Origin of the sequence: Streptomyces sp. DH41 (assembly GCF_029813785.1) — a bacterium.
Lineage (GTDB): Bacteria > Actinomycetota > Actinomycetes > Streptomycetales > Streptomycetaceae > Streptomyces.
The window spans coordinates 32,527-57,023 of sequence record NZ_JARVKY010000024.1 but is presented as its reverse complement, the minus strand read 5'-3'; the positions used below and the strand labels follow the sequence as shown (position 1 = coordinate 57,023).

The 24,497-nt window shown below is 73.2% G+C and carries 22 protein-coding genes; 18 read left to right on the top strand and 4 right to left on the bottom strand.

Annotated features, from left to right (window positions below):
• Nucleotides 1–220 precede the first annotated feature (220 nt).
• The 3 genes from QC283_RS31170 (at nucleotide 221) to QC283_RS31160 (ending at nucleotide 3,403) form a co-directional block, all read left to right on the top strand.
• Complete coding sequence (locus QC283_RS31170) at nucleotides 221–1,192, top strand: aldo/keto reductase (RefSeq protein ID WP_279565081.1); 972 nt, start codon at nucleotides 221–223, stop codon at nucleotides 1,190–1,192.
• A 130-nt stretch (nucleotides 1,193–1,322) separates the two neighbouring features.
• Nucleotides 1,323–1,874, top strand: a complete 552-nt coding sequence (locus tag QC283_RS31165) for a TetR/AcrR family transcriptional regulator (protein WP_279565080.1) — start codon at nucleotides 1,323–1,325, stop codon at nucleotides 1,872–1,874.
• A complete protein-coding gene (locus tag QC283_RS31160) occupies nucleotides 1,871–3,403 on the top strand; it encodes an MFS transporter (RefSeq protein WP_279565079.1) in 1,533 nt (510 codons plus the stop codon). The genes QC283_RS31165 and QC283_RS31160 overlap by 4 nt, the downstream gene beginning before the upstream one ends.
• Before the next feature lie 134 nt (nucleotides 3,404–3,537).
• On the opposite strand, the gene QC283_RS31155 is transcribed toward QC283_RS31160, so the two are convergent.
• Nucleotides 3,538–4,209: a lysophospholipid acyltransferase family protein gene (locus QC283_RS31155; protein WP_279565078.1), complete on the bottom strand. Its 672-nt coding sequence runs from the start codon at nucleotides 4,207–4,209 to the stop codon at nucleotides 3,538–3,540.
• A 198-nt stretch (nucleotides 4,210–4,407) separates the two neighbouring features.
• Here QC283_RS31155 and QC283_RS31150 point away from each other — a divergent pair, with 198 nt between their 5' ends.
• From QC283_RS31150 to QC283_RS31135, 4 genes are all read left to right on the top strand, one after another.
• Complete coding sequence (locus QC283_RS31150) at nucleotides 4,408–4,635, top strand: hypothetical protein (protein WP_279565077.1); 228 nt, start codon at nucleotides 4,408–4,410, stop codon at nucleotides 4,633–4,635.
• Between the two features lie 188 nt (nucleotides 4,636–4,823).
• Nucleotides 4,824–6,008: a glycerophosphodiester phosphodiesterase gene (locus tag QC283_RS31145; RefSeq protein ID WP_279565076.1), complete on the top strand. Its 1,185-nt coding sequence runs from the start codon at nucleotides 4,824–4,826 to the stop codon at nucleotides 6,006–6,008.
• 73 nt (nucleotides 6,009–6,081) lie between these two features.
• On the top strand, nucleotides 6,082–6,576 hold the full coding sequence (locus QC283_RS31140; protein ID WP_279565154.1) for an RNA polymerase sigma factor: 495 nt from the start codon (nucleotides 6,082–6,084) through the stop codon (nucleotides 6,574–6,576).
• 57 nt (nucleotides 6,577–6,633) lie between these two features.
• A complete protein-coding gene (locus QC283_RS31135) occupies nucleotides 6,634–7,131 on the top strand; it encodes a GNAT family N-acetyltransferase (protein WP_279565153.1) in 498 nt (165 codons plus the stop codon).
• Between the two features lie 30 nt (nucleotides 7,132–7,161).
• Here QC283_RS31135 and QC283_RS31130 read toward each other — a convergent pair whose 3' ends face one another.
• A complete protein-coding gene (locus QC283_RS31130) occupies nucleotides 7,162–7,578 on the bottom strand; it encodes a hypothetical protein (protein ID WP_279565075.1) in 417 nt (138 codons plus the stop codon).
• A gap of 1 nt (nucleotide 7,579) precedes the next feature.
• Nucleotides 7,580–7,939: a hypothetical protein gene (locus tag QC283_RS31125; RefSeq protein ID WP_279565074.1), complete on the bottom strand. Its 360-nt coding sequence runs from the start codon at nucleotides 7,937–7,939 to the stop codon at nucleotides 7,580–7,582.
• A 194-nt stretch (nucleotides 7,940–8,133) separates the two neighbouring features.
• Here QC283_RS31125 and QC283_RS31120 point away from each other — a divergent pair, with 194 nt between their 5' ends.
• The 9 genes from QC283_RS31120 to QC283_RS31080 all read left to right on the top strand — a co-directional run bounded on the left by QC283_RS31120 (nucleotide 8,134) and on the right by QC283_RS31080 (nucleotide 20,864).
• Nucleotides 8,134–8,784, top strand: coding sequence for an HAD family hydrolase (locus tag QC283_RS31120; RefSeq protein WP_279565073.1), 651 nt, complete (start codon nucleotides 8,134–8,136; stop codon nucleotides 8,782–8,784).
• 432 nt (nucleotides 8,785–9,216) lie between these two features.
• Complete coding sequence (locus tag QC283_RS31115; RefSeq protein WP_279565072.1) at nucleotides 9,217–10,254, top strand: methionine ABC transporter ATP-binding protein; 1,038 nt, start codon at nucleotides 9,217–9,219, stop codon at nucleotides 10,252–10,254.
• Nucleotides 10,251–10,988, top strand: coding sequence for a methionine ABC transporter permease (locus QC283_RS31110; RefSeq protein ID WP_279565071.1), 738 nt, complete (start codon nucleotides 10,251–10,253; stop codon nucleotides 10,986–10,988). The genes QC283_RS31115 and QC283_RS31110 overlap by 4 nt, the downstream gene beginning before the upstream one ends.
• Nucleotides 10,989–11,056: 68 nt before the next feature.
• Nucleotides 11,057–11,884 (top strand): MetQ/NlpA family ABC transporter substrate-binding protein, encoded by an 828-nt coding sequence (locus QC283_RS31105; RefSeq protein ID WP_279565070.1) that lies wholly within the window; start codon nucleotides 11,057–11,059, stop codon nucleotides 11,882–11,884.
• Between the two features lie 130 nt (nucleotides 11,885–12,014).
• Complete coding sequence (locus QC283_RS31100; RefSeq protein ID WP_279565069.1) at nucleotides 12,015–12,653, top strand: GNAT family N-acetyltransferase; 639 nt, start codon at nucleotides 12,015–12,017, stop codon at nucleotides 12,651–12,653.
• Between the two features lie 119 nt (nucleotides 12,654–12,772).
• Nucleotides 12,773–13,999, top strand: coding sequence for a precorrin-6y C5,15-methyltransferase (decarboxylating) subunit CbiE (cbiE, locus tag QC283_RS31095; protein WP_279565068.1), 1,227 nt, complete (start codon nucleotides 12,773–12,775; stop codon nucleotides 13,997–13,999).
• A 397-nt stretch (nucleotides 14,000–14,396) separates the two neighbouring features.
• Nucleotides 14,397–18,575 (top strand): nicotinate-nucleotide--dimethylbenzimidazole phosphoribosyltransferase, encoded by a 4,179-nt coding sequence (gene cobT / locus QC283_RS31090; RefSeq protein ID WP_279565067.1) that lies wholly within the window; start codon nucleotides 14,397–14,399, stop codon nucleotides 18,573–18,575.
• 236 nt (nucleotides 18,576–18,811) lie between these two features.
• The gene (gene cobA / locus QC283_RS31085; protein ID WP_279565066.1) at nucleotides 18,812–20,044 is read left to right on the top strand and encodes a uroporphyrinogen-III C-methyltransferase; all 1,233 of its coding nucleotides are present in this window, start codon (nucleotides 18,812–18,814) and stop codon (nucleotides 20,042–20,044) included.
• A gap of 1 nt (nucleotide 20,045) precedes the next feature.
• Nucleotides 20,046–20,864, top strand: a complete 819-nt coding sequence (locus QC283_RS31080; RefSeq protein ID WP_279565065.1) for a TrmH family RNA methyltransferase — start codon at nucleotides 20,046–20,048, stop codon at nucleotides 20,862–20,864.
• A 137-nt stretch (nucleotides 20,865–21,001) separates the two neighbouring features.
• On the opposite strand, the gene QC283_RS31075 is transcribed toward QC283_RS31080, so the two are convergent.
• On the bottom strand, nucleotides 21,002–22,525 hold the full coding sequence (locus QC283_RS31075; RefSeq protein ID WP_279565152.1) for a serine/threonine-protein kinase: 1,524 nt from the start codon (nucleotides 22,523–22,525) through the stop codon (nucleotides 21,002–21,004).
• 589 nt (nucleotides 22,526–23,114) lie between these two features.
• Here QC283_RS31075 and QC283_RS31070 point away from each other — a divergent pair.
• Together QC283_RS31070 and QC283_RS31065 are read left to right on the top strand one after the other, a co-directional pair.
• On the top strand, nucleotides 23,115–23,297 hold the full coding sequence (locus QC283_RS31070; protein ID WP_279565064.1) for a hypothetical protein: 183 nt from the start codon (nucleotides 23,115–23,117) through the stop codon (nucleotides 23,295–23,297).
• Nucleotides 23,298–23,517: 220 nt separating this feature from the next.
• Entirely contained in the window at nucleotides 23,518–24,477 is a 960-nt protein-coding gene (locus tag QC283_RS31065) for a phosphotransferase (protein WP_279565063.1), read from the top strand.
• Nucleotides 24,478–24,497: the final 20 nt, after the last annotated feature.

Here is a 24,497-nt window from a genome sequence, read left to right as displayed (position 1 = left end):
GTTCGGATCGCTCCGTCCTGTCCGCCCTTCTCCGCCTCACGGCCGCACGCACCGGACCCCGCTCGGCTCCGACCGCGAGGTGCCGTTTCCCGCAGCCGGCCCGATCCGAACGACACCCCCGGCAGCCGGTGTGCCGGCGGGGCATCGCGGTTACGTTGGTCGCCGGGGCCTGTCCGCCGGACGGGCCCCGGCTTCAGCACCCGACCGAACGGAGCCCGCGATGCCCTTCGCCCGCCTGGCCGCGGCGACCACCCCCACCTGCCACATCGGCCTGGGACTCGCCGCCGTCGGCCGCCCCGGCTACATCAACCTCGGCCGTGACCGGGACCTGCCGGCCGACCGCGGCGTCGAGGCGATGCGCGAGCGCACCCACGACCTCCTCGACGCCGCCTACGCGCAGGGTGTCCGGTACTTCGACGCGGCCCGCTCCTACGGGCGCTCGGAGGAGTTCCTGGCCGACTGGCTCCGGGAGCGCCCCGACGCCGACGACGTGGTCGTCGGCAGCAAGTGGGGCTACACCTACACGGCCGACTGGTCGGCCGACGCCGAGCGGCACGAGGTCAAGGACCACGGCGCCGCGACGTACGAGCGCCAGCGTGAGGAGACCGACGCCCTGCTCGGCGACCGGCTCGACCTCTACCAGATCCACTCCCTGACCCCCGACAGCCCGGCGCTCACCGACAAGGAACTGCACGCGAAGCTGGCCGAGGCCGTCGCGCGGGGTGTCACCGTCGGCTTCTCCACCAGCGGCCCCGCCCAGGCCGACGCCATCCGTGCCGCGCTCGCGGTGACCGTCGACGGCGAGCCCCTTTTCCGCACCGTGCAGTCGACGTACAACGTGCTGGACATCTCCGCCGGGCCCGCGCTGGCCGAGGCGCACGAGGCCGGACTCACCGTGATCGTCAAGGAGGGCATGGCCAACGGCCGCCTCGCGGAACCCCACGCGCCCGGCGCCCTCAAGGCCGTCGCGGAGGAGACGGCCCTGGGCTGCGACGCGGTCGCTCTCGCGATGGTCCTGCGGCAGCCCTGGGCCGGTGTCGTCCTCTCCGGCGCCGCGACCGTGAACCAGCTCGGCTCGAACCTGCACGCCGCGGTCGTCGACCTCGACGACGACCAGGTGGCCCGCCTCGGCGCACTCGTCGAGGAACCGCGCGCCTACTGGGAGCGGCGCGGGCAGCTGCCCTGGCACTGAGCCTTCACCGAAGGGCGCTGCCGAGCAGGCGGCCCCCGCCCACCCACCGTGACTGACCCCGAGAGATGAGAGGTGAGTCACGCACATCCCGGGTGAGACGAAGATATCTCACGTGGGTTATCGTTGTCTCATGGCTGTTGATCGAGACCAGGTGCTGCGCAGCGCCGCGGCCCTGCTGACCCGCAGGGCCACCGCGACCATGGACGAGGTCGCCAGGGCTGCCGGGCTGAGCCGGGCCACGCTGCACCGGCACTTCGCCGGACGTGACGCCCTCGTCCGGGCGCTGGAGTCGCTCGGTATCGCCGAGTGCGAGGCCGCCCTCGACGCGGCCCGTCTGGACGACGGGCCGGCGACCGACGCGGTGCGCCGGCTCGTGCGCGAGATCGAGTCCGCCGCCGGTCTGCTCGCCTTCCTCTACACCGAGAACCAGCTGTTCGAGGGCGAGGAGCAGAACGAGGGCTGGGCCCGCATCGACGCCCGGCTGGCCGCGGTCTTCCGCCGTGGCCAGGAGAGCGGCGAGTTCCGCATCGACCTCACCCCGGCCTGGCTCACCGAGGCGCTCTACGGCCTGCTGGCCTCCGGCGCCTGGGCGGTGACCGAGGGCCGCGTGGCCCGCAACGACATGTCCCACATGGTCGTCGAGCTGCTGCTCGGCGGCGCTGTCCGAAGAGAGAAACCATGACCCGCACCCTGCAGCCGGACCGTCCGACCGAGGCGGTGAAGCGTCCCGGCCGCTGGCTCGCGCTGTCCGTCCTCGTGCTGGCCGTGCTGCTGGTGGCCGTCGACGCGACCGTGCTCGGTCTCGCGACCCCCTACATCAGTGAGGACCTCGCACCCACCGGCACCCAGCTGCTCTGGATCGGCGACGTCTACTCCTTCGTCATCGCCGGTCTGCTCGTCTCCATGGGCAGCCTCGGCGACCGCATCGGCCGCAAGCGGATCCTGCTCATCGGCGCCACGGCGTTCGGCGCCATATCCGTGCTCAACGCCTACGCGTCCACGCCCGAGCTGATGATCCTCGCCCGGGCCCTGCTCGGCGTCGCGGGCGCCACCCTGATGCCCGCGACCCTCGCCCTGATCCGCAACCTCTTCCACGACCCGCGCGAACGCAGCCTCGCCATCGGCATCTGGGGCGCCGCGGCCTCCGCCGGCATGGCGGTCGGCCCGGTCGTCGGCGGATTCCTGCTGGAGCACTTCTGGTGGGGCTCGGTCTTCCTGATCAACCTGCCCGTGATGGCCGTCCTGGTCGTCGTCGGCGTCAAGCTGCTGCCCGAGTCGCGCAACCCGAATCCGGGCCCGTGGGACCTGCTCAGCGTCACCCTCTCCCTGGCCGGCATGGTCGGCATCGTGTACGCCGTCAAGGAGGCCGCCGCGCACGGCTTCGCGTGGGCCACGCTCGCCGCGGGGCTGCTGGGCGCCGCCGCGCTCTACGGGTTCATCCGCCGTCAGCTGACCATGCCGACACCGCTGCTCGACATGCGGCTGTTCCGCAGCCGTGGTTTCAGCGGCGCGGTGCTGGCCGACCTGCTGACCATCCTGGGCCTGTCGGGGCTGGTGTTCTTCCTCTCCCAGTACCTGCAACTCGTGCAGGGCAGGCGTCCGTTCGAGGCGGGCCTGGCCGAACTGCCCGCCGCAGTCGGCGCGGTGGTGGCCGGTCTGATCGCCGGCCGCGCGGCCCGGCGCTTCTCGGTGCGTGCCGTGGTCTCCGGCGGACTCGCCGCCGTCGGTCTCGCGCTCGCCGCGCTGACCGTCATCGACCAGAACACCGGCTATCCGCTGCTCGGCGGGGTCCTGCTGGTCGTCGGTGTCGGCGCCGGATTCGCGTTCACCGTCACCGCCGACGTGATCCTCTCCAGCGTGCCCAAGGAGCAGGCGGGCGCCGCCTCCGCGGTCTCCGAGACGGCGTACGAACTCGGCGCCGCCCTCGGCATCGCCGTGCTCGGCTCGATCGTGACCGGCGTCTACCGCGGCTTCACCGGCCCGGACGGCACCCCGGCCGCGGCGCACGAGTCGCTGGGCGGCGCGGTGGAGGCGGCCTCCGGCCTCCCGGCCCAGCCGGCCGAGGCCCTGCTGGACGCCGCCCGCCAGGCCTTCGTCGACGGCCTGACCCTCGCGGCGGGCGTCGGCGCGGCCGTCCTCCTGGCCGCCGCGGTGGCCTCCTGGTTCCTGCTGCGGGGCCAGCGCCTGGAGGACGGGGTGGAGCACCCGTAGCGGTACTGCGCGTACGGGGGGCGACACGCTCACCGGCACATCGGCACCCCGGCGTTCGGCACACGAAGACGGCGGGTCGCTCACCGAGCGACCCGCCGTCTTCGTGTCCGTCCGCGTCCGTACGTTCCGCCGGCCTACGCCGCCTTCGCCTTGCTCGCGTACATGTCCACGTACTCCTGGCCGGACAGCCGCATGACCTCGGTCATCACGGAGTCGGTCACGGCCCGCAGGACGTAGCGGTCGCGGTCCATGCCCTCGTAGCGCGAGAACTCCATCGCCTCGCCGAAGCGCACCGTGACCTTGCCCGGCCGGGGCAGGCCGGCGCCGCCCGGCTGGAGCTTGTCGGTGCCGATCACGGCGAACGGGACGACGGGGGCGCCGGTCATCAGGGTGAGCCGGGCGATGCCGGTGCGGCCGCGGTAGAGACGGCCGTCGGGGGAGCGGGTGCCCTCGGGGTAGATGCCGAAGACCTTGCCCTCGTCCAGTACGCGGCGGCCGGTCATCAGGGCCGCGACTCCGCCCCGCCCGCCGTCGCGGTCGACCGGGATCATGCCGACGCCGGTGAAGAACCAGGCCATCAGCCGGCCCTTGGGGCCCTTGCCGGTGACGTACTCGTCCTTGCCGATGAAGAAGACCTGCCGGTCGCAGGTCAGGGGCATGATCACCGAGTCGATGAAGGTGAGGTGGTTGCCGGCCAGGATCACCGGGCCGTCGCCCGGGATGTTCTCCACGCCCTCCACCCGTGGGCGGAACATCAGGCGCATGATCGGGCCGAGCACTGCCTTGATGAGCGCGAAGCGGGACAACGGGTCCTCCGGTGTCGGGGATGCGGTATGAGTCTGTGCAGGTGAGGACATTACTCGCGGCCGAGGGGGTCACGCACGTCGGGTCATCCGGGTCTTACCCGGTGTTGACGTGCGTTCACCTGCGGTGCAAGGTGTTGCGGCGTCGTAACGCCCACAAGAGGATGTGAGGCAGGTCGCGTCCGCAGGGGTGGGAACCGCGTGTTCGTCCTCGCCGCGCTCGCCGTGCTCTGTGTGGTCATGGCCGCCGCCGTCACCGTCCTGGTCCGCAGGGACCGGCGTCGTTGGTCCGGGGGTCCGGATACCGCACGGATCGAAGCACGGGCGACCAGCGGACTGCGCGAGGCGCGCCGCTGGAGCCGTGCCGCCGACCCCTTCTCCGTGGCCACGGGGCTCGTCCGGCACCGCCACGACGAACGCGGCCACTGACCGCGTACCCCAACCGGCCGCCGTGAAGCCGACGGCGCGTCAGACATCCTGCCCCGCCCCGCCCACCGGCCCCTCCACGCCCATACGACATCCCCGGGCACCCGCGTGTTCCGGTCGCGGTCTCCCGCTCGTCATGTACGCGCCCCTACGATCGGCCCGCACTGACGGTCAACGGCAGGAGGGCCCTGATGGGAACGCAGGAGTCGGACGAGCAGGCGGGCGGCACCGGACGGCGGGCACTTCTCGGAGCGGCGGTGCTCGGCGCGGGCGGAGCCGTAATCGGCCTGTCCGGTACGGCGAGAGCCGCCGACACCCGGCACGGCGGCGGACGCGGCGGGCACGGCGGCGGCGTGAAGAGCCTGCCCGTCCCGACGGTCATCGGACACCGCGGCGCCAGCGGCCACCGCCCCGAGCACACCTTCGGCGCCTACGAGCTGGCCCTCGACATGGGCGCCGACATCGTCGAGGCGGGTGACCTGGTCCCCACCAAGGACGGTCACCTCGTCTGCCGGCACGAGCCCGAGATCGGCGGCACCACGGACGTCGCGGACCACCCCGAGTTCGCCGACCGCGAGCGCACCAAGCGGCTCGACGGCGTCTCGGTCACCGGCTGGTTCACCGAGGACTTCACGCTCGCCGAGCTCAAGACCCTCCGCGCCACCGAGCGCATCCCGGCCAACCGCCCGCACAACACCCTCTACGACGGCCGCTGGGAGATCCCCACCTTCGAGGAGGTGCTGCGCTGGCAGAACGAGCAGACACGCAGGCGCGGCAAGCAGGTCTGGATCTACCCCGAACTCAAGCACCCCACCTACTTCCGGGGGCTGGGCCTCGGTACGGAGGAGCGCCTGGCGCGGCTGCTGCGCAAGTACGGCAAGGACCGGAAGAACTCGCCCGTCATCATCCAGTCCTTCGAACCCACCAGCATCCAGCGGATGAACCGGCTCGTCGGCAACCCCCTCGCCGTCCTGCTGTCCGGCGCGAACAGCCGCCCCTGGGACTTCGTCGAGACCGGCGACCCGCGCACCACGGCCGACCTCGTCACGCCGAAGGGCCTCAAGGAGATCGCCTCCTACGCGCAGGGCATCGGCCCGACCCTGGACCTGATCATCCCGAAGGACTCGTCCGGCCGGCTCACCGAGCCGACCACGCTGGTGCGCGACGCACACCGCGCGGGCCTGATCCTGCACCCGTACACCATGCGCAACGAGAACCCCTTCCTCCCCGTCGACTTCCGCAAGGGCAGCGACCCGGACGCCTACGGCTACGTCTTCGGCGCGTTCCGGACGTACTTCGCCACCGGCATCGACGGGATCTTCACCGACCACCCGGACACGGGCGTGCTGGCCCGCGAGGACTTCGTCAACAAGTGAGCGAGAGTCCCCAGTTGGGGTGATCTCCGGCCGCCCGGGCAACCGCGTCCCGGGCGGCCGCGTCGACCTGCATATGACGCACGACCTGGTCACCTCCCTGCGCCCCCTGCTCACCGCCGAGGTCTCCGCCGAGGCATATGCGTCCGGAGCCGAACCCGGCGACCTCGAACAGGCGGTCTGGCTACGCCTTCTGGAACGCCTGGAGGCCGACGGCCCGCCCCGCGACCTCCGCCGCTGGCTGCGCAGCGCCGTCCGCATCGAGGCCCGCCGCACCCGCCGTACGAACCGCGACGAGCGGCCGTACGAGACCGAACCCGCCGGCGCCGCCGAGCACGAGCCCGAGCAGCTCGCGCTCACCGCGGCCCGCCACCGCGCCCTGCGCGACGCCGTGCGCCGGCTGCCCGGCCGCTGCCCCCGGCTGATCGAGGCCCTGCTGTCGCCGAAGGACCTCACATACCGGGAGATCGCGGGGGAGTTGGGTATCTCACAAGGCAGTCTTGGGCCGGAACGTTCCCGATGTCTGGGATGTCTGCGCCGATTGCTGACGCCGGAGGTTGCGGCCCGCTGAGGACGGGGATAGGAGTGGGGGACCACAGGTGATCAGGTGAGCGGGAGGCATGCGCACATGGGCATGAGCGTGACCATCTCGGCGGCGTCCGAGCAGGACGCCGAGCAGATCTTCCGGCTGCAGTACCTCTGTTTCCAGAGCGAGGCGGCGCTGTACGGCAACTACCGCATCGACCCGCTCGTCCAGACCCTCGACTCCGTGCGCGAGGAGGTCGCCGACGACTGCGTGTTCGTGGCGCGGCTCGGTGACGAGGTCGTCGGCTCGGTGCGCGGCCGGGCGAGCGAGGACGGGGCCGCGTCCATCGGCAAGCTGTGCGTGCACCCCCGGCTCCAGGGGCACGGGATCGGCGCCCGTCTGCTGCGGGCCGCCGAGTCCGCCCTCGCCGAGGAGCGCGGCGCCAAGCGCTTCCGTCTGCACACCGGGCACCGCAGCGAGAGCAACCTGCGGCTCTACCGGCGGGTCGGCTACGAGAGGGTGGGCACCGCGCGGGGCGCGGACGGCGTGGCCATGATCGTCCTGGAGAAGCCGGCCGGGACGTACGCGACCACGGCCTGAGACGCCGGCGGCATCCGGGCCCGGCCGCCGCTACGCGGCGCGGGCCCGGCGCAGCCAGTACAGGGCCGACAGCGGCAGCAGCACGGGAATGAAGAGATACCCCATCCCGAAGTCCGACCACACGGTCGTGTCGGGGAAGGCGGACGGTTCCAGCAGGGTCCAGGTGCCGACCGTCAGGACGCCCACGAGTTCGGCGGCGCAGCACACCAGCGCCGCCCTGCGGGCCGTCTCGCCGCCGCGCACCAGGGTGTACGTGATGAAGCCGTAGACGACGCCCGCGACGGCCGACAGTGTGTAGGGGAGCGGCGCCCGGTCGAACTCGGTCGCGATCTGGTACGCGGACCGGGACACGGCGCCGACGACCATCACCCCGTACAGCCACACCAGCAGGACGCCCGGCCCGCCGATCAGCCGCTGCCGGGCCGGCTTCTCCTCCGTGGCCACCATCTCAGCCTCCCCAGATGTCGTACAGCCGCACCTCGAGGACGGCGAGGACGACACCGCCGGCGGCGACCGTCACCGAACCCCAGCGGGTGCGCTCGGCCAGCGACATGAACCCCGCCGCCGGGACGCAGGCGAAGGCGCCCAGCAGATACGACACGAAGATCGTCGTGCCCTGCCCCGGCTCGTCGCCACCGGCCAGCCGCACGATTCCGACCACCAGCTGGATCAGCGCCAGCACCGAGACCACGGCCATGCCGATGAAGTGCCAGTCCTTCGTCGGTTGGTCACGGTAGGCCGCCCAGCCGCACCAGGCGGCGAGCAGCAGCGCGGCGACGCCGGTCACCAGCGTCAGGACGTCAAGCATGGCAGCGACCCTATTACGCCCCAAAAGCCCCGCCGCCCCCGGCCCCGCCCGTCCCGGCCCCGCTCGCCGCCGCTCCGTACCGTCCGCCCGGGTGGGGCCGCAACGGAGGGGTCCCGCGCTTCGGGTCTCCTGCCGCGAGGAACGAGACGTTGGTCCCGTCCGGCGAGGACCTCTCGCGCCGTAGGGTCGAAGGCATGAAGATCCACGCACAAGCCCTCCTGTTCGACAACGACGGAACCCTTGTCTCCTCCCTCGAGTCCGTGCGCCGCTGCTGGACGCGGTGGGCCGGTGAGTACGGGATCACGGCTCAGGAGTTCGCGCGGGTCGAGCTGCACGGGCGGCCGGCCGCGGAGATAGCCGCCGACCTGCTGCCCGCGGACGTGGTGCCCAAGGCCGTGGCGCGGATCGAGCAGCTGGAGGTCGAGGACGTACCGGGCGGGGGCGTGCGCCTGCTGCCCGGCACCTGGGAGTTCCTCGACGCGCTGCCCGCCGACCGCTGGGCGGTGGTCACCTCGGCGACCCGCCGGCTCGCCGAGGCCCGGCTCGGCGCCGTCGGCATCCTGCCGAAGGCACTCGTCGCCGCCGACGACATCACCCGCGGCAAGCCCGACCCCGAGCCCTACCTTCTCGGCGCCCGCGCCCTCGGCGTCGACCCGGCCGCCTGCGTCGTCTTCGAGGACGCCCCCGCCGGACTCCAGGCCGGCCGCGCCGCCGGCATGACCACCGTGGCGTTGGCCACAACCCACCGGGCCGACGAACTCGACGCCGACCTCGTGGTCACCGACCTGTCGGCCCTGTCGGCACTGGTCACCGACGCCGGAGTCGAGATCTCCGTCCGGGGCTGAGCCACGCCTCCGGGGCCGTCCGCCGACCGGCCACCGTCCATGGGTGTCCAGCATCCGGACGGCGGTGTCCGATCAGGAGTACACGTCTGCTTTACTGATCGCATGAGCACGACGAGCGACCGCACCCCTGCGACCGAGGCGACGATGACGCCCGGTGCTCGTTGTATGTGTCGAATGTGCGCCTTCTAGAGGGCCCCCGCACCACCTGAGCCTCGCGCCCCGAAGCGAGCGCCCGCTCATGTCCGCCACCGCGCCCCGCGCACGCGGCTGAGTCATGCCCCGCGCACACGTTTCTCCCAGGTTTCACCGCCACCGCGCATCGCCACCGCGAGAACCGTGCCGCGTTCCGAAGGACCCCAAGCCTCCGAAGAACAACGCCCCGTGCCCGGCGCACAGCACCGCGCCGCGCACTCGACAGTGACGGAAACCCACGTGATCACCACATCGGGCCTTACCAAGGTCTACCGCTCACGCGGCCGCGAGGTCACCGCCCTGGACGGCGTCGACCTGCATGTCCGCGAGGGCGAGGTGTACGGCGTCATCGGCCAGTCCGGCGCCGGCAAGTCCTCGCTCATCCGCTGCGTCAACCTCCTGGAGCGCCCCACCGCCGGCACGGTCACCGTCGCCGGCCAGGACCTCACCGCGCTGGCCGGCCGGGGCCCCCGGGCCGGCAAGGAGCTGCGGCAGGCGCGCAGCCGTATCGGCATGGTCTTCCAGCACTTCAACCTGCTCTCCACCCGGACCGTGCGGGACAACGTCGAACTGCCGCTGGAAATCCTCGGCAAGTCCGGGAAGGAACGTTCCCGCAAGGCGTTGGAACTGCTCGACCTCGTCGGTCTCGCCGACAAGGCGGGGGCCTACCCCGCCCAGCTCTCCGGCGGCCAGAAGCAGCGCGTCGGCATCGCCCGCGCCCTGGCCGGCGACCCCAAGGTCCTGCTCTCCGACGAGGCCACCAGCGCCCTCGACCCGGAGACCACCCGCTCCATCCTCCAGCTGCTCCGCGACCTGAACCGGCAGCTCGGGCTGACCGTCCTGCTCATCACCCACGAGATGGACGTCGTCAAGAACGTCTGCGACTCGGCCGCCCTCATGGACCGGGGCCGCATCGTCGAGTCCGGCACGGTCGGCGAGCTGCTCGCCACCCCGGGCTCCGAGCTCGCCGCCGCCCTCTTCCCGGTCGGCGGCGACGCGTCCGGGGACGACCGCACCGTCCTCGACGTCACCTTCCACGGCGACGCCGCCACCCAGCCCGTCATCTCCCAGCTGTCCCGCACCTACAACATCGACATATCGATCCTCGGTGCCGCCATCGACACCGTCGGCGGCCTCCAGGTCGGCCGGATGCGCATCGAGCTGCCCGGCCGCTACGAGGACAACGTCGTGCCCGTCGGCTTCCTGCGCGAGCAGGGTCTCCAGATCGACGTGATCAGCGACGAGCCGTCGCTACTGGTGAAGGAAGGTGCCAAGTGACCTGGTCCGAGATGCAGCCACTGCTGGAGCAGGCGTCCTGGGAGACCCTGATCATGGTCGGCTGGTCCACCCTGATCGCCGTGGTGGCCGGGCTCCCGCTCGGCGTGCTCCTCGTCCTCACGGACCGGGGCGGCCTGCTGCAGAACGTCGTGGTCAACAAGGTCATCGGGCAGATCGTGAACATCGGCCGGTCCATGCCGTTCATCATCCTCATGGTCGCGCTGATGAGCTTCACCCGCTGGGTCACCGGGACGACCATCGGCAGCGAGGCCGCCATCGTTCCACTCGCCATCGGCGGCATCCCCTTCTTCGCGAGGCTCGTCGAGACAGCCGTCCGCGAGGTCGACGGAGGGCTCGTCGAGGCCGTCCAGTCCATGGGCGGCAACACCTGGACCATCGTCCGCAAGGTCCTGGTCCCCGAGGCGCTCCCGTCGCTGATCGCCAGCACCACGACCACGATCATCGCGCTCATCGGCTACTCCGCCATGGCCGGCACCGTCGGCGGCGGCGGCCTCGGCGACCTCGCCGTCCGCATCGGTTACCAGCGCTTCGAGACCGGAATGATGTGGATCACCGTCGCGATCCTCGCCGTCGTCATCTCCGCCATCCAGTTCGCCGGTGACTACGCGGCCCGCACCCTGCACCGCCGCGGCGGCCGCGGGGGCACGGCCCCCCGGCTCCGGCTGCTCAAGGCCAAGGAGCCCGCGGCCGCCGACGTGAGCAAGGTCGCGTAACCCGCACCCCCCAGACTCCCCGTCTCCACCCAGGACGGGGTCGCACCACCTCAGGAAAGGCACTTTTCGTGCGTAACACCGCCAAGATCACCACCGCGGTCCTCGCCGCCGGAGCCCTCACCCTCGGCCTGACCGCCTGCGGCTCGGACAAGGACTCCGCCTCCGACACCTCCGGCCCGCTGGTCGTCGCCGCGACGCCCGTCCCGCACGCCGAGATCCTCACCTACGTCAAGGACAACCTGGCGGAGAAGGAGGGCCTCGACCTGCAGGTCAAGGAGTTCACCGACTACGTCACGCCGAACACGGCGACGGAGGACGGCTCGGTGGGCGCGAACTACTTCCAGACCGAGCCCTACCTCGCGGACTTCAACAAGAAGAACGGCACCCACCTGAAGTCCGTCGTCTCGGTGCACCTGGAGCCCCTCGGCCTCTACTCGAAGAAGGCCGAGAACGCCGGCGACCTGAAGAACGGCGCGACCATAGCCCTCCCCAACGACACCGTCACCGAGGCCCGCGCCCTGCAGCTGCTCGCCTCGGAGGGCCTGATCACCCTCAAGGAGGGTGCCGGCAACTCGGCCACCCCCGCCGACATCACCAAGAACCCGAAGGACCTCGAGTTCAAGGAACTGGAGGCGGCCCAGACCGCGCGTTCCCTGGGCGACGTCGACGCGGCGGTGATCAACGGCAACTACGCCCTGGAGGCCGACCTCAAGCCGGCGAAAGACGCCCTCGTCCTGGAGTCCGCCGAGGACAACCCGAACGTCAACCTCCTCGTCGTCAAGGAGGGCCAGGAGGACGACCCGCGCGTGAAGAAGCTCGCGAGGCTCCTCACCTCGCCCGAGGTCGAGAAGTTCATCAAGGACAACTACGCCGGGTCCGTGCTCCCCACCTTCTGATTCGAGCCCCACGTCCCCACCGGGTCCGCTCCGAACCGGGGCGGACCCAGTGGTGTGGTCGCATGCCCGCATGCTGCATGCTGGGCAGTTCGAGCAGGCCCTGACGGTTACACAGGTTACGGAGCGGCGCATGACGAGCACCTTCCCCAACATCTCCATCAGCACGGAGCGGTTGGTGCTGCGCCCCCTCGAAGAGGACGACGTCCCCGCCCTGGCCGCCATGATGAACGACGAGCAGGTCGCCGCCTGGACCCACGTCCCGCAGCCCTTCACCGAGCAGGGCGCACACACCTGGATCGGCGAGTACGCGCCCGCCCAGCGCACGGCCGGCCGCGGACTCGACCTCGCCGTCACCGAGTTCCTCACCCAGCGGCTGGTCGGCATCATTCAGCTGACCAGAACCGACTGGCACGTACGGGCCACCGAGCTGTCCTACATCGTCGCCCCCTGGGCCCGGGGCGAGGGGTACGCCTCCGAGGCGGCGCTGGCCACCGCGCAATGGCTCTTCGCCGACCAGAAGTTCGAACGCATCGAGCTGCGCACCGCCGCCGACAACACCGCCTCCCAGCAGGTCGCCCAGCGGATCGGCTGCATCAGCGAGGGCGTCCTGCGCAACGCCTGCATAGCCCGCGTCCGTACCGACGACGGTGTCTGGACGGACGTACGCACCGACTTCATCGTGTGGAGCCTGCTGCCGGAGGACCTCGAGGGCGCGGCCGGGCCACTGACCGACGAAAACGGTTTCACCACCTTCACCGACTGGAACTGATACACCGGGGCCCGACCGCGCCGCCACCCCGCCGCCGGGCCGCACCAGGTACCCTCACGGGGCGCGCCCCCGAACGGTCCCGCGACCACGACCCGCGAACACCCTGGAGACTGACGACGATGGCCGACCGGGTCACGGTGATCGGCTGGGACGGTTCGCCGCTGACCGCCGCGGCACGCTCCGCACTCGGCGCCGCCACACTGGTGGCCGGCGCCGCCCACCACCTGGCACTTCCCGAGGTACCGCCCGCGGCCGAGCGCATCCGTCTCGGCAGTGTCGCCCTCGCCGCCCGCCGCGTCGCCGCCCACCGCGGCACGGCGGTCGTGCTCGCCGACGGCGACCCCGGCTTCTTCGGCGTCGTCCGCACCCTGCGCGATCCCGAGTTCGGCCTGGAGGTGGAAGTCGTCCCGGCGGTCTCCTCCGTGGCCACCGCCTTCGCGCGCGCCGGTATGCCCTGGGACGACGCCCATGTGGTCGTCGCCCACCCCCGCACCCTGCGACGCGCGGTGAACGTATGCCGGGCCCACACCAAGGTCGCGGTCCTCACCTCCCCGGGCGCCGGACCCGCCGAACTCGGCCTGCTGATGGAGGGCGTCCACCGCACCTTCGTCATCTGCGAAGAGCTCGGCACCACCCGCGAACGGGTCACCGTCGTCACCTCCGACAAGGCCGCCGACCACACCTGGCGCGACCCGAACGTCGTCATCGTCGTCGGCGGGAGCGTCGGCCCCGGCACCGCGACCGACGGCGCCGGCTGGATCGCCGGCCGCGACCCCGCCGCCGGGCCGCGCGGCTGGGCCCTGCCCGCCGAGGCGTACGGCGCCGGCCTCGGCGAGGGCGAGACCGACCTGCTGCGCACGGCCCAACTGGCCCGGCTCGGACCGCGCCTCGGCGACCTGGTGTGGGACATCGGCTGCGGCAGCGGCGCCTTCGCCACCGAGGCCGCCCGCGCGGGCGCCGCCGTCATCGCGGTCGACCGCGCCCAGGACGCCTGCGCCCGCACCGAGGCCACCGCGCGTCACTTCGGCGCCCAGCTCCAGATCGTGCACGGCACCGCCCCGCACGTCCTGGAGGACCTCCCCGAACCCGACGTCGTCCGGGTCGGCGGCGGGGGCGCGGCCGTGGTCTCCGCGGTCGCCGACCGGCGGCCGCAGCGCATCGTCGCGCACGCCGCGACCCGTGACGCGGCCGAACTGGTCGGCAGGGACCTGACGGAGCACGGCTACCGGGTCGAGTGCGCTCTGCTGCAGTCCGTCGGACTCGACACCCGGGCCTGGACGGAGACGGAGCGGAGCGTCGCGTTCCTACTCACCGGGGAAATCGTGCGGCGCGAAGCGTCTCGTTGAGGGGGCGGCGGCCGGGCGACGGGTGGGACTTCGTGACCGCGCCCCGTGATCGGGTTGTCATACAGCGCGGGGTAGGCTGGCGGATTGTTGTACCGCGTTCGGACACCCGGCACTTCGTCGGTCAATGTCCGTAAAAACCGGCCCGTTCCGGGCTGGACGTGGTAGGGCAGAACCGGAGGACGCGCAACGTGGCGCAGTCCACAGCGGGCCGTCGCGGATCAGGCTGTCGTGACGGGGGAACGACCGCGACAATGCCACTCAATGGCTTTGTCGTCTTTTCCGGCGGGTCGTTCGTGCCGCTGGGCACGCACGCTCGTTCTTCACTGCGGGGCGGTCGGTGCGCCGTCCCGGGTGTAGCTGGTCGTAGAAGCACTAACCGATGGGCGAGGGGTTACGCATGACCGACACCGGCCAGATCCCGGGCGAGGGGCTGCCGGAGAACGCAGGCATGGTGGAGCAGCCGGGCGTCCCCGCACCCGGCGCGTACACCTACCTCTCCGAGACCACCGCCGAGGACGAGGACCTGTTGTTGCTGCCGGGAGCCCAGAGTGCCTGGGGCAATGAGGTCGCGCCGCCCGCGCCGGAGCCGGTCGTCGAGACCGTGCACCAGCCGGGCGCGCACGAGATGTCAGGCCGCGACAGCGGCTCGGTCGACCTCGGTGGCGTCCGCCTGCCGGAGCCGGCGTCGGAGCCCGCCTCCGCCCCGGTACCGCCGCGCAGACCGCTGCACCTGGGTCCGCCGATTCCCGACACCTCCGCGAGCCCGGTCCGCTCCCTCGCCGACCGCGGCCCGGCCGACGTGCCTGCCCGGCACGCGGGTGGGCCGACCGCCGGTCCCGAGTACCTCGACGTCCCGCAGGCCGCCGCGATGCCGCCGCGGGGGGCGGCGCCCTGGGGCGCGCAGGCTGCTCCGCAGGCGCCGGAGGCTCCGGAGAACTCCGGGGCCGTGTATGCGGAAACGGTTGCTCCGGTACCGGAACAGGCGCAGGCGCCGGTGCCGGAACCCGTACAGGTGCCCGAGCCGGTGGGCGCGGCCCAGGCGCTCGTGACCCGCGTGGCGACGGAGGCCGTGACGGCGACGGGCGGGGCGACCGGGGAGACCGAGACGCAGGCCGGGGGCGTCCCTGCCCTTGCCGAGGCTCGGACCGAGACCGAGACCGAGACCGTGGCCGTGGCCGGTGAGCCCGACGGTTCTGACACCGTGCCGGGCGACGAGGTGACGCACGGCCCGGAGACGCCGGTCGTCGGTGACCAGGGGCAGGAGCCCGTGGCCGTGGACCTGGCCGAGACCGGCCCGGGTGAGGCGCCCGCGCCGGAGGCGGTGCCGGTGCCGGAGGCGGAGCATGCCACCGCGCTGCCCGCTCCGGAGGCGGAAGCCGAGCAGGTGGCCGAGCCCGGCCCGGCTCCCACCCCCACCCCCGCCCCCGCCCCCGCCGAAGAAGCCGTACCGGCTCCCGAGGTGGTCACACCGGAGCCCGCGCCCGAGCCCGTGCAGCCGCTCCAGCAGTCCCGCGAGATCGCCGAACAGCCCGTGCCGGAGGAGCCCCAGGTCGCCGAGACGACCGAGGCACCCGCGCCCGAGCCCGTCCAGGCGGTCGAGCCGGCCGAGGCTCTCGAGCCGCAGGAACCCACGCTCGCCGAGGCCTCCGTGGCCTTGGACGTCCAGGAGCCCGACGTACCCGCGGTTGTCCAGGCCCCCGACGCGGTCACCCCAGAGCCCGCTGCGTCCGCACCGTCCTCGGAGGCACCGGCCGCCACGGAGCAGCCCGCACCGGTACGGGAAGCGGCCGTACAGCCCGAGCCGGCCGTACGGCCCGAGCCGGCCGTACGGCCCGAGCCGGCCGTACGGCCCGAGCCGGCCGTACGGCCCGAGCCGGCCGTACGGCCCGAGCCGGCCGTACGGCCCGAGCCGGCCGTACGGCCCGAGCCGGCCGTACAGCCCGAGCCGTCCCTGAAGTCCGAGCCCGCCGTCCAGTCAGCGGATGCGGATACGCACCCGCAGCCGGACATGCAGCCCGCACCGCAGCCGTCCGCCACGCAGGGTGTCGCCGCACCGCAACCGGACGGTCGGCCCACGGCTCAGGACCAGTCGGCCTTCCAGCCCGCCACCGCGCACCAGCCGGACGACCGGACCGCCGCCGAACACCAGCCCCCCGTCCCGGACGACCCGCAGCCCGCTCAGGGCCCCCAGTCCCTCGTGGACGCCGGTGTACCGCACGTAGCGGACATGCCCTTCAGCGCGCCCGAGCTTTCGGAATCCGACGCGGCCCCCACGGGCGCCACCGACCCGGAAGCGGCTCACCCCGACCAGTCCGTGGGCCAGAACCCCGACCAGTCCGTGGGCCAGAACCCCGGCCAGTCCGTGGGCCAGAACCCCGGCCAGTCCGTGGGCGAGAACCCCGACCAGTCCGTGGGCCAAGACCTCGACCAGGCCGAAGGCCAGCACCCGGACCAAGCGGTAGGGACGCACCCCGACCAGTCCGCGGGCCAGTTCGTGCCGGTCGACGGCGGCCAGGTGCCCACCGCGCCGCACCTCGCCCCGACACCGCCCGAGGCTCTCGTCCCCCCCCTGGAGTCTCAGGTATCCCAGGTACCCCGGGTGCCCCAGGCGGCAGCGCAGGGGCCGGACCCCGTCGTCCCGATCCCCGCCCCGCGCGAGGCCGACCCCGAACTCGTCCAGAACGCCGACGACCTCGACACCCACGCCGCCGACCAGGAAGCCCCCGCGGCGCAGGCCGCCGAGGCGGAGCGGGCCGGCGATGCGCTGCGGGCAGCCGGCGAAGTCCAGGCAGACCCGCACGACGTGAGCACGGCCGCGGTGGCCGAAGTACGCCGGTCCACCGGCCCGGCGGCACCCGCCTACGACGACGCCGAACGCGAGGCCGTCCTGAAGGTCATGCGGGAACGCCGTGACATCCGCAACGGCTTCCGCAGCGACCCCATCCCGCACGAGGTGCTGCTCCGGGTCCTGGAGGCCGCCCACACGGCGCCCTCCGTCGGCCACTCGCAGCCCTGGGACTTCGTCGTCATCCGCTCCGCCGACACCCGCCGCGCGATGCACGAACTGGCGACGCGTCAGCGCGACGCGTACGCGAAGTCCCTTCCCAAGGGCCGGGCCAAGCAGTTCAAGGAACTGAAGATCGAGGCCATCCTCGACACCCCGGTCAACATCGTCGTCACCGCCGACCAGACCCGCGGCGGCCGGCACACCCTGGGCCGGCACACCCAGCCCCAGATGGCGCCGTACTCCTCCGCGCTCGCCGTCGAGAACCTCTGGCTCGCCGCCCGCGCCGAAGGCCTCGGCGTCGGCTGGGTCAGCTTCTTCGACGAGCGCGAGATGGTCCGCGCCCTGGGCCTGCCCGAACACCTGGACGTCGTCGCCTACCTGTGCGTCGGCTACGTCGACGAGTTCCCGGACGAGCCCGAGCTGATGCAGGCCGGCTGGTCCAAGCGCCGCCCGCTGTCGTGGGTCGTGCACGAAGAGACGTACGGCCGCCGCGCCCTGCCCGGAGAGGAACCCCACGACCTGCTTGCCGAGACCGTCGCACAGATCCGCCCGCTCGACGCCAAGGCACTCGGCGAAGCCTGGGAGCGGCAGAAGCGCATGACCAAGCCGGCCGGCGCGCTCGGCATGCTGGAGATCATCTCCGCCCAGTTGTCCGGCCTGTCCCGCCAGTGCCCGCCGCCGATCCCGGAGCCCGCGGCCGTCGCGGTCTTCGCCGGCGACCACGGGGTGCACGCCCAGGGCGTCACCCCCTGGCCGCAGGAGGTCACCGCCCAGATGGTGGCCAACTTCCTGGGCGGGGGAGCGGTCTGCAACGCCTTCGCCACCCAGGTCGGCGCCGAGGTGTGCGTCGTGGACGTCGGAGTCGCCACCGACCTGCCCGCCACGCCCGGTCTGCTGCCCCGCAAGGTCCGCGCGGGCACGTCCGACATGACCGCCGGCCCCGCGATGACCCGCGAGGAGGCCAAGCAGGCCATCGAGGTCGGCATCGAGACCGCCCGCGACCTGGTGGCGGCCGGCAACAAGGCGCTGCTCACCGGCGAGATGGGTATCGCGAACACCACCGCGTCCGCCGCGCTCATCTCCGTCTTCACCGGCGCGGACCCCGCCGAGGTCACCGGCCGGGGCACCGGCATCAACGACGAGACCCTGGTCCGCAAGACCGAGGTCGTGCGCCGGGCGCTCGAGGTCCACCAGCCCGACCCGGCCGATCCGGTCGGCGTCCTCGCCGCGGTCGGCGGCTTCGAGCACGCGGCCATGGTCGGCCTGCTGCTCGGCGGTGCCTCCCTGCGCACGCCGGTGATCCTGGACGGCGTCAGCGCCGGCGCCGCCGCCCTGGTGGCCCGCGCCATCGCACCCGAGGTCCTCGCGGCCTGCATCGCCGGCCACCGCAGCGCCGAGCCCGGACACGTCGCCGCGCTCAACAAACTGGGCCTGCGCCCCCTGGTCGACCTCGACCTCCGCCTCGGCGAGGGCACCGGCGCACTGCTCGCCCTGCCGATGGTGCAGAGCACCGCGCGGGCGATGCACGAGGTGGCGACGTTCGACTCGGCGGGTGTCACCGAGAAGTAGCCCCGCGGCGGGGGAGGGACGGCACGGCGGAGAACCGTCGCCGCCGCCCCACCCCCGCCGTACGCCGGACCCGCGTCACCAGGGACCCGGGTCCGCGGGGGCCCGTGGACCACCGCGCGTCGGCGAGTCTCACGGATACCCGCGCATCCGCACGTCTCATAGAATCCGCACGTCAGGGCCGCTCCAGAGTCGCAGCGCCCACCGCACGCGCACCGCCAGGACGAGGAGCCTCCCTCATGGCCGAACACCCCGCCTACCCCGTAGGCCTCCGCCTCACCGGCCGTCGCGTGGTCGTCCTCGGCGGAGGCCAGGTCGCCCAGCGCCGCCTGCCCGCCCTCATCGCGGCGGGCGCGGACATCCGCCTCGTCTCCCCGGAGGCGACTCCGTCGGTGGAAGCCATGGCGGACGCGGGCGAGATCGCCTGGGAGCGGCGCGTGTACGCGGAGGGCGACCTCGCGGACGCCTGGTACGCCCTGATCGCGACCAGCGACACCGAGGCCAACGCCGCCGCCTCCACCGAGGCCGAGCGGCACCGCGTGTGGTGCGTCCGCTCCGACGACGCCGACCGGGCCACGGCATGGACCCCGGCGACCGGCCACAGCGAGGGCGTCACCGTCGCGGTGCTCACCACGAACGCGCGTGGCCGCGACCCCCGCCACACCGCCGCCATCCGTGACGCGGTCGTCGAGGGCCTGCGGGACGGCACCCTCGTCGCCCCCCACCACCGCACCCGCACCGCCGGAGTCGCCCTGGTGGGCGGCGGCCCCGGCGACCCGGACCTGATCACCGTCCGCGGCCGCCGCCTGCTCGCCGAGGCCGACGTCGTCATCGCCGACCGGCTCGGCCCGCGCGACCTGCTCGCCGAGCTGCCTCCGCACGTCGAGGTCATCGACGCGGCGAAGATCCCGTACGGCCGTTTCATGGCCCAGGAGGCCATCAACAACGCGCTGATCGAGCACGCCAAGCAGGGCAAGGCGGTCGTACGGCTGAAGGGCGGCGACCCGTTCGTCTTCGGCCGGGGCATGGAGGAGGCGCAGGCGCTGGCCGACGCGGGCATCCCGTGCACCGTCGTCCCCGGCATCTCCAGCTCGATCTCGGTTCCCGGCGCGGCCGGTATCCCGGTCACCCACCGAGGCGTCGCCCACGAGTTCACCGTGGTCAGCGGGCATGTCGCCCCCGACGACGAGCGCTCCCTCGTCGACTGGCCGTCTCTCGCCAAGCTCACCGGCACGCTCGTCATCCTGATGGGCGTCGACAAGATCGGCCGGATCGCCGAGACCCTCGTCGCGCACGGCAAGTCCCCGAAGACGCCGGTCGCCCTCGTCCAGGAGGGCACGACGGCAGCCCAGCGCCGGGTCGACGCGACCCTCGCCACGGTGGCCGAGACGGTCGTCGCGCAGGAGGTCAGGCCGCCCGCCGTCATCGTCGTCGGCGAGGTCGTCGGTGTCGGCCCGCACGGGACGGTCTGACATGGGCGAACTCATCACGATCGACAACCCCGACGACCCGCGCCTGCACGACTACACCGGCCTGACCGACGTCGAACTGCGCCGTCGACGCGAACCCGCCGAGGGCCTGTTCATCGCCGAGGGCGAGAAGGTCATCCGGCGGGCCGGCGAGGCCGGCTACGCGATGCGGTCGATGCTGCTCTCGGCCAAGTGGGTCGACACCATGCGCGACATCATCGACGAGGCCCCCGCCCCGGTCTACGTCGTCGCCCCGGCGCTCGCCGAACGCGTCACCGGCTACCACGTGCACCGCGGCGCGCTCGCCTCCATGCGGCGCGAGCCACTGCCGACGGCGGCCGACCTGCTGCGCACCGCCCGTCGCGTCGTCGTCATGGAGTCGGTCAACGACCACACCAACATCGGCGCCATCTTCCGCTCCGCCGCCGCCCTCGGCATGGACGCGGTCCTGCTCTCGCCGGACTGTGCGGACCCCCTGTACCGGCGCAGTGTGAAGGTGTCGATGGGCGCGGTCTTCTCCGTGCCGTACGCCCGTCTCGACAGGTGGCCGGCCGGCCTGGAGACGGTCCGCGAGGCGGGCTTCACGCTCCTCGCCCTCACCCCCGACGAGCGGGCCAAGGCCCTCGACGAGGTCGCCCCGCACCGGATGGACCGGGTGGCCCTCTTGCTGGGCGCCGAGGGCGACGGCCTGTCCCGGCGGGCCCTGGCGGCGTCCGACGAGTGGGTCCGCATCCCGATGTCCCACGGCGTCGATTCCCTGAACGTGGGCGCGGCGGCAGCGGTCGCCTTCTACGCGGTGGCAACGGGCCGACCCTCGGCGTAGTCCCCGCCGGCCTGCCCGGCCCCGGCGGGCTGCGGGCCGGCCGTCCACTCGGCCTACGGCTGCCTTCAGTCCGGACGCCTTCGGTCCGGGCGCCTTCAGCTTGGGCGCTTATACCGAGGTGCCTACAGTCTGGGTACCTACAGCCTGGGTACCGACAGCCCGAGTGCCTGCCGTCCGGGAGCGTCGCTCCGTACGTCCGTCTGTTCCTGCTGTGTCCGGACGCCGGTCCGATCGTCGCCGAGCCCCTGCGACGGCCCCTGGCAGCCCTGCGCCGCGGCGATTCCCAGCGCGACCAGCAGCGTCACGACCACGAACACGAACAGGCGCTGCCGCAGCAGCCGCGGGTTGGCGGGCCGCCGCCAGCGGGTCCCCGTGGTCCTCGGCGCCGTTCGACCGGCTCCGCTGCGTGGGGCGGGTCGGCCGCCGCCGTCGTTGCGGGAGGTGTTCCGGCCGGTGTTGTCGCGGGAGGCGGGTGTGGGCCGTGATCCGGACCGTGCCCCCGTTCCGCCGCCACGCGAGGCGCTCTTGCCCCGGGCGGCGGATCCGTTGCGTGACGGTGTACCACCGCGCGAGGGCGTGCCGCCGCGCGACGGTGTGCCACCACGAGATGGCGTGCCACCACGCGAGGGTTCGGCACCGCGTGACGGATCACCGCCGCGCGAGGGTGCGGGGCCCCGGGCCCCCGACGTGCTCCGCGGCGCGGGCGTGCCCTGAGCGCCCGGCCGGCCCTGCGGACGTCGCTGCGTACGCTCCGGGTAGGTGTCGGCGAGCCGTCCCGTGGGAATGTCCGCCTCTCCGCCGCGCGGCGCGGGCGGCCGTACGTCGGCCAGGCCCTGGGCCTCCCGGGTGGCGATCTCTTTCAGCCGCAGCGACAGTTGCAGCGTGCTGGGCCGTTCCTCGGGATCCTTGGCCAGGCACGCCCGCACCAGCGGGGCGACGGCGTCGGGTACACCGTGCAACTGGGCCTCCTCGTGCACCACGCGGTAGAGCATCACCTCGGAACTGCCGTGGCCGAAGGGTGAGTCTCCCATCGACGCGTACGCCAGTGTGGCGCCGAGCGAGAACACGTCCGTCGCCGGTGTGACCGCCGCCCCGCGCACCTGCTCCGGCGCGAGGAACCCGGGGGAGCCGACCGCGGTGCCGACGTGCGTGAGCGTCGAGGCGCCCGTCGCCCAGGCGATGCCGAAGTCGATGATCCGCGGCCCCTTCGGGGACAGCAGGATGTTGGACGGCTTCAGATCCCGGTGCACCACCCCGGCCTCGTGCACCGCGACGAGCCCCTCGGACAGGGCGGCGCCCACGGCGGCGATGTCCGCCGCGCCGAGCGGGCCCCCGTCGGCGACCTTGTCGTGCAAGGACGGGCCGGGCACGTACTGCGTGGCGAACCAGGGCCGGTCCGCCTCCAGATCCGCGGCGACCAGCCGCGCGGTGCAGCCGCCCCGGATGCGCCGGGCCGCGGAGACCTCGCGGGCGAACCGCGAGCGGAACTCCTGGTCCTCGGCCAGATCCGGCCGGATGACCTTCAGCGCGACCCGTTGCCCCTTCTTGTCGGAGCCCAGGTAGACCACGCCCATTCCACCCGCGCCGAGCCGCCTGTGAAGCCTGAACGAGCCGACGACGCGCGGGTCCTCGCGCCTCAGGCGCATCATCGCCATGTTCATCCCCGCTGCCCGGTCCCTGTGACGAGCCACAGCTTACGTTTCCACGGCCGCCCGCGCGCAGAGGCCGCGCCCTCCGGGAGCGACGGATTGTCAGTGCGGGAGGGGAGAGTTGAGGGGCGGTCAGAGGTCGCGAGGGTGGGCCGGTCTCGATTCTCCGGCGATCTCAACCACCCGCCGAGGGCCGGGCATTGGACCGGGGGAGGACGCTCGGGGGGAGACGGTGGGAGCCGCCGCGCGGTCGCCCCGCCCGCATGGCGAGGTGGTGGACGGTGTGCCGCGCCGGGCGGGGACAGGGGTGCGCGGGGACCCGTCGGACGTGAGCGATGTCACCGGACAGCGCGGAGATACCGGGGCACGGCGGGCGCCCCCTCAGGGAAGACCCCGAGACCCGGGACCCGGTCTCCACCCAGGGGAGTACACCGCAGGTCATGGCTCATCCTCCGGGAGGCCCGGCATTCGGTACGAGGGCATGACGTCGGGCGATCGCCGGACGCATAGATTTGAGGTCAAGCGGCGGGTGCAGCACTCGTCCCCCGAGGTCAAACGCCCGCCGCTGCCAAAGACAACGGAATCGGTCAGGAGAGGGACCATGGCCCAGACGGTACCGCGGACGCTGGTCCGCACACGGGAAAGCCGCCGTCAGGGACGTCGCCATCCCTTGGTGGCGACGCTCATGGCCCTGCCCCTGGCGGCCCTGCTCCTCCTCGTCTTCGACGGGTGGGAGACAGTGGCCACACAGGCGTCGTCCGTGGGTGTGATGCTGGGGCGCTGAGCGGCGACCCCAGGCCCGGAAGAGCGGTCCGGGCGGGGACATCCATCCATGAAACCCCGTGGGGACGGGGGTGCGGCGGACGGCAAAATGCCGGCGCAGCTGGGGAGCTGCGCCGGCATTGCTCTTGCCACCGGAGCCGACGGGGCGGGGCGGGACGAGCGCTTGCGTACCACCGGGCCGCCGGGGCGGTGCGGGACGAGCGCCTGCGTACCCTCACTCCGTGACCACGGACGCCCTCCTCCCAGCCCTGACCGCCCGCGTCAGGGCGACGGCCCACACCCGGACCCCGGCCTGCCCCTGCGGCGCGACCACCCCTGCCGAGACCACCGTCTGCGACGTCACCCTCGCCGACCGCGCCGACGCCACCGTCGTCCGGCACGCCGGCACCGTCGCCAAGGCCCACGCGGCGGACGCCGACCCCGCCGAGCTGGCCCTCCGTGTCGCCGTCGCCGCGCGGCTCCCCGGCATCCTCCTGCCTCCGCTCCGCCCGACGCCCGTCACACTGCACGGGCGGCCCGTCACGTACTGGCCGTACGGCGCCCCCGTGGACCCGGAGGACCCGGACGCGGCGCCCTGGGAGGCCGCGGCCGCCCTTCTCGCCCGCCTCCACCGGGCGCCGGCCCCCGTCGCCGTACCCCCCATGCGCGGCCCCGCGAAGGCGGCCGGGGCCGTCGCCCGCCTCCGGGCCACCGCCGCGCACCACCCCGCCACCGCCCCCGTGCTGGATGCCTGGGCGGCCCTCCCCGCGTGGGCGCGCGGCGAGGAGGCCATGCCGGACACGGCCACCCTCTGCCACGGTGACCTCCATCTCGGCCAGCTCATACGCCACCCAGCGCCCGACGGGCCCTGGGTGCTGATAGACGTCGACGACCTCGGCACCGGCGTCCCGGCCTGGGACCTGGCCCGCCCGGCGGCCTGGTACGCCTGCGGACTGCTCGCCGCCGACGAGTGGCACCGCTTCCTCACCGCCTACCGCGCGGCCGGCGGCCCCGCCGTCCCCTCGCACGACGACCCCTGGCCCGCCCTGGACGTCCCGGCCCGCGCCCTCACCGCGCAGACCGCCGCCCGGGCCGTCGCCAAGGCGGTCGCGGAGGACCGGCCCCTGGACGAGGTGGACCGGTCGCTGGTCGACGCCTGCACGCGGATGGCCTCCGTCCGCCCTTCCGCCCCACGCGGTTGAGCAGAAGTTTCGCGAAGTAG

Bases quoted from the DNA above. Each gene is read 5' to 3' on its own strand.
- QC283_RS31075 (WP_279565152.1), bottom strand. From the start codon at position 22,525: ATGAACATGGCGATGATGCGCCTGAGGCGCGAGGACCCGCGCGTCGTC.
- cobA (WP_279565066.1), top strand. From the start codon at position 18,812: ATGGCCGAACACCCCGCCTACCCCGTAGGCCTCCGCCTCACCGGCCGT.
- QC283_RS31070 (WP_279565064.1), top strand. From the start codon at position 23,115: ATGGCCCAGACGGTACCGCGGACGCTGGTCCGCACACGGGAAAGCCGC.
- QC283_RS31170 (WP_279565081.1), top strand. From the start codon at position 221: ATGCCCTTCGCCCGCCTGGCCGCGGCGACCACCCCCACCTGCCACATC.
- QC283_RS31080 (WP_279565065.1), top strand. From the start codon at position 20,046: ATGGGCGAACTCATCACGATCGACAACCCCGACGACCCGCGCCTGCAC.
- QC283_RS31145 (WP_279565076.1), top strand. From the start codon at position 4,824: ATGGGAACGCAGGAGTCGGACGAGCAGGCGGGCGGCACCGGACGGCGG.
- QC283_RS31100 (WP_279565069.1), top strand. From the start codon at position 12,015: ATGACGAGCACCTTCCCCAACATCTCCATCAGCACGGAGCGGTTGGTG.
- QC283_RS31140 (WP_279565154.1), top strand. From the start codon at position 6,082: ATGACGCACGACCTGGTCACCTCCCTGCGCCCCCTGCTCACCGCCGAG.
- QC283_RS31160 (WP_279565079.1), top strand. From the start codon at position 1,871: ATGACCCGCACCCTGCAGCCGGACCGTCCGACCGAGGCGGTGAAGCGT.
- cobT (WP_279565067.1), top strand. From the start codon at position 14,397: ATGACCGACACCGGCCAGATCCCGGGCGAGGGGCTGCCGGAGAACGCA.
- cbiE (WP_279565068.1), top strand. From the start codon at position 12,773: ATGGCCGACCGGGTCACGGTGATCGGCTGGGACGGTTCGCCGCTGACC.
- QC283_RS31165 (WP_279565080.1), top strand. From the start codon at position 1,323: ATGGCTGTTGATCGAGACCAGGTGCTGCGCAGCGCCGCGGCCCTGCTG.
- QC283_RS31120 (WP_279565073.1), top strand. From the start codon at position 8,134: ATGAAGATCCACGCACAAGCCCTCCTGTTCGACAACGACGGAACCCTT.
- QC283_RS31135 (WP_279565153.1), top strand. From the start codon at position 6,634: ATGGGCATGAGCGTGACCATCTCGGCGGCGTCCGAGCAGGACGCCGAG.
- QC283_RS31125 (WP_279565074.1), bottom strand. From the start codon at position 7,939: ATGCTTGACGTCCTGACGCTGGTGACCGGCGTCGCCGCGCTGCTGCTC.
- QC283_RS31130 (WP_279565075.1), bottom strand. From the start codon at position 7,578: ATGGTGGCCACGGAGGAGAAGCCGGCCCGGCAGCGGCTGATCGGCGGG.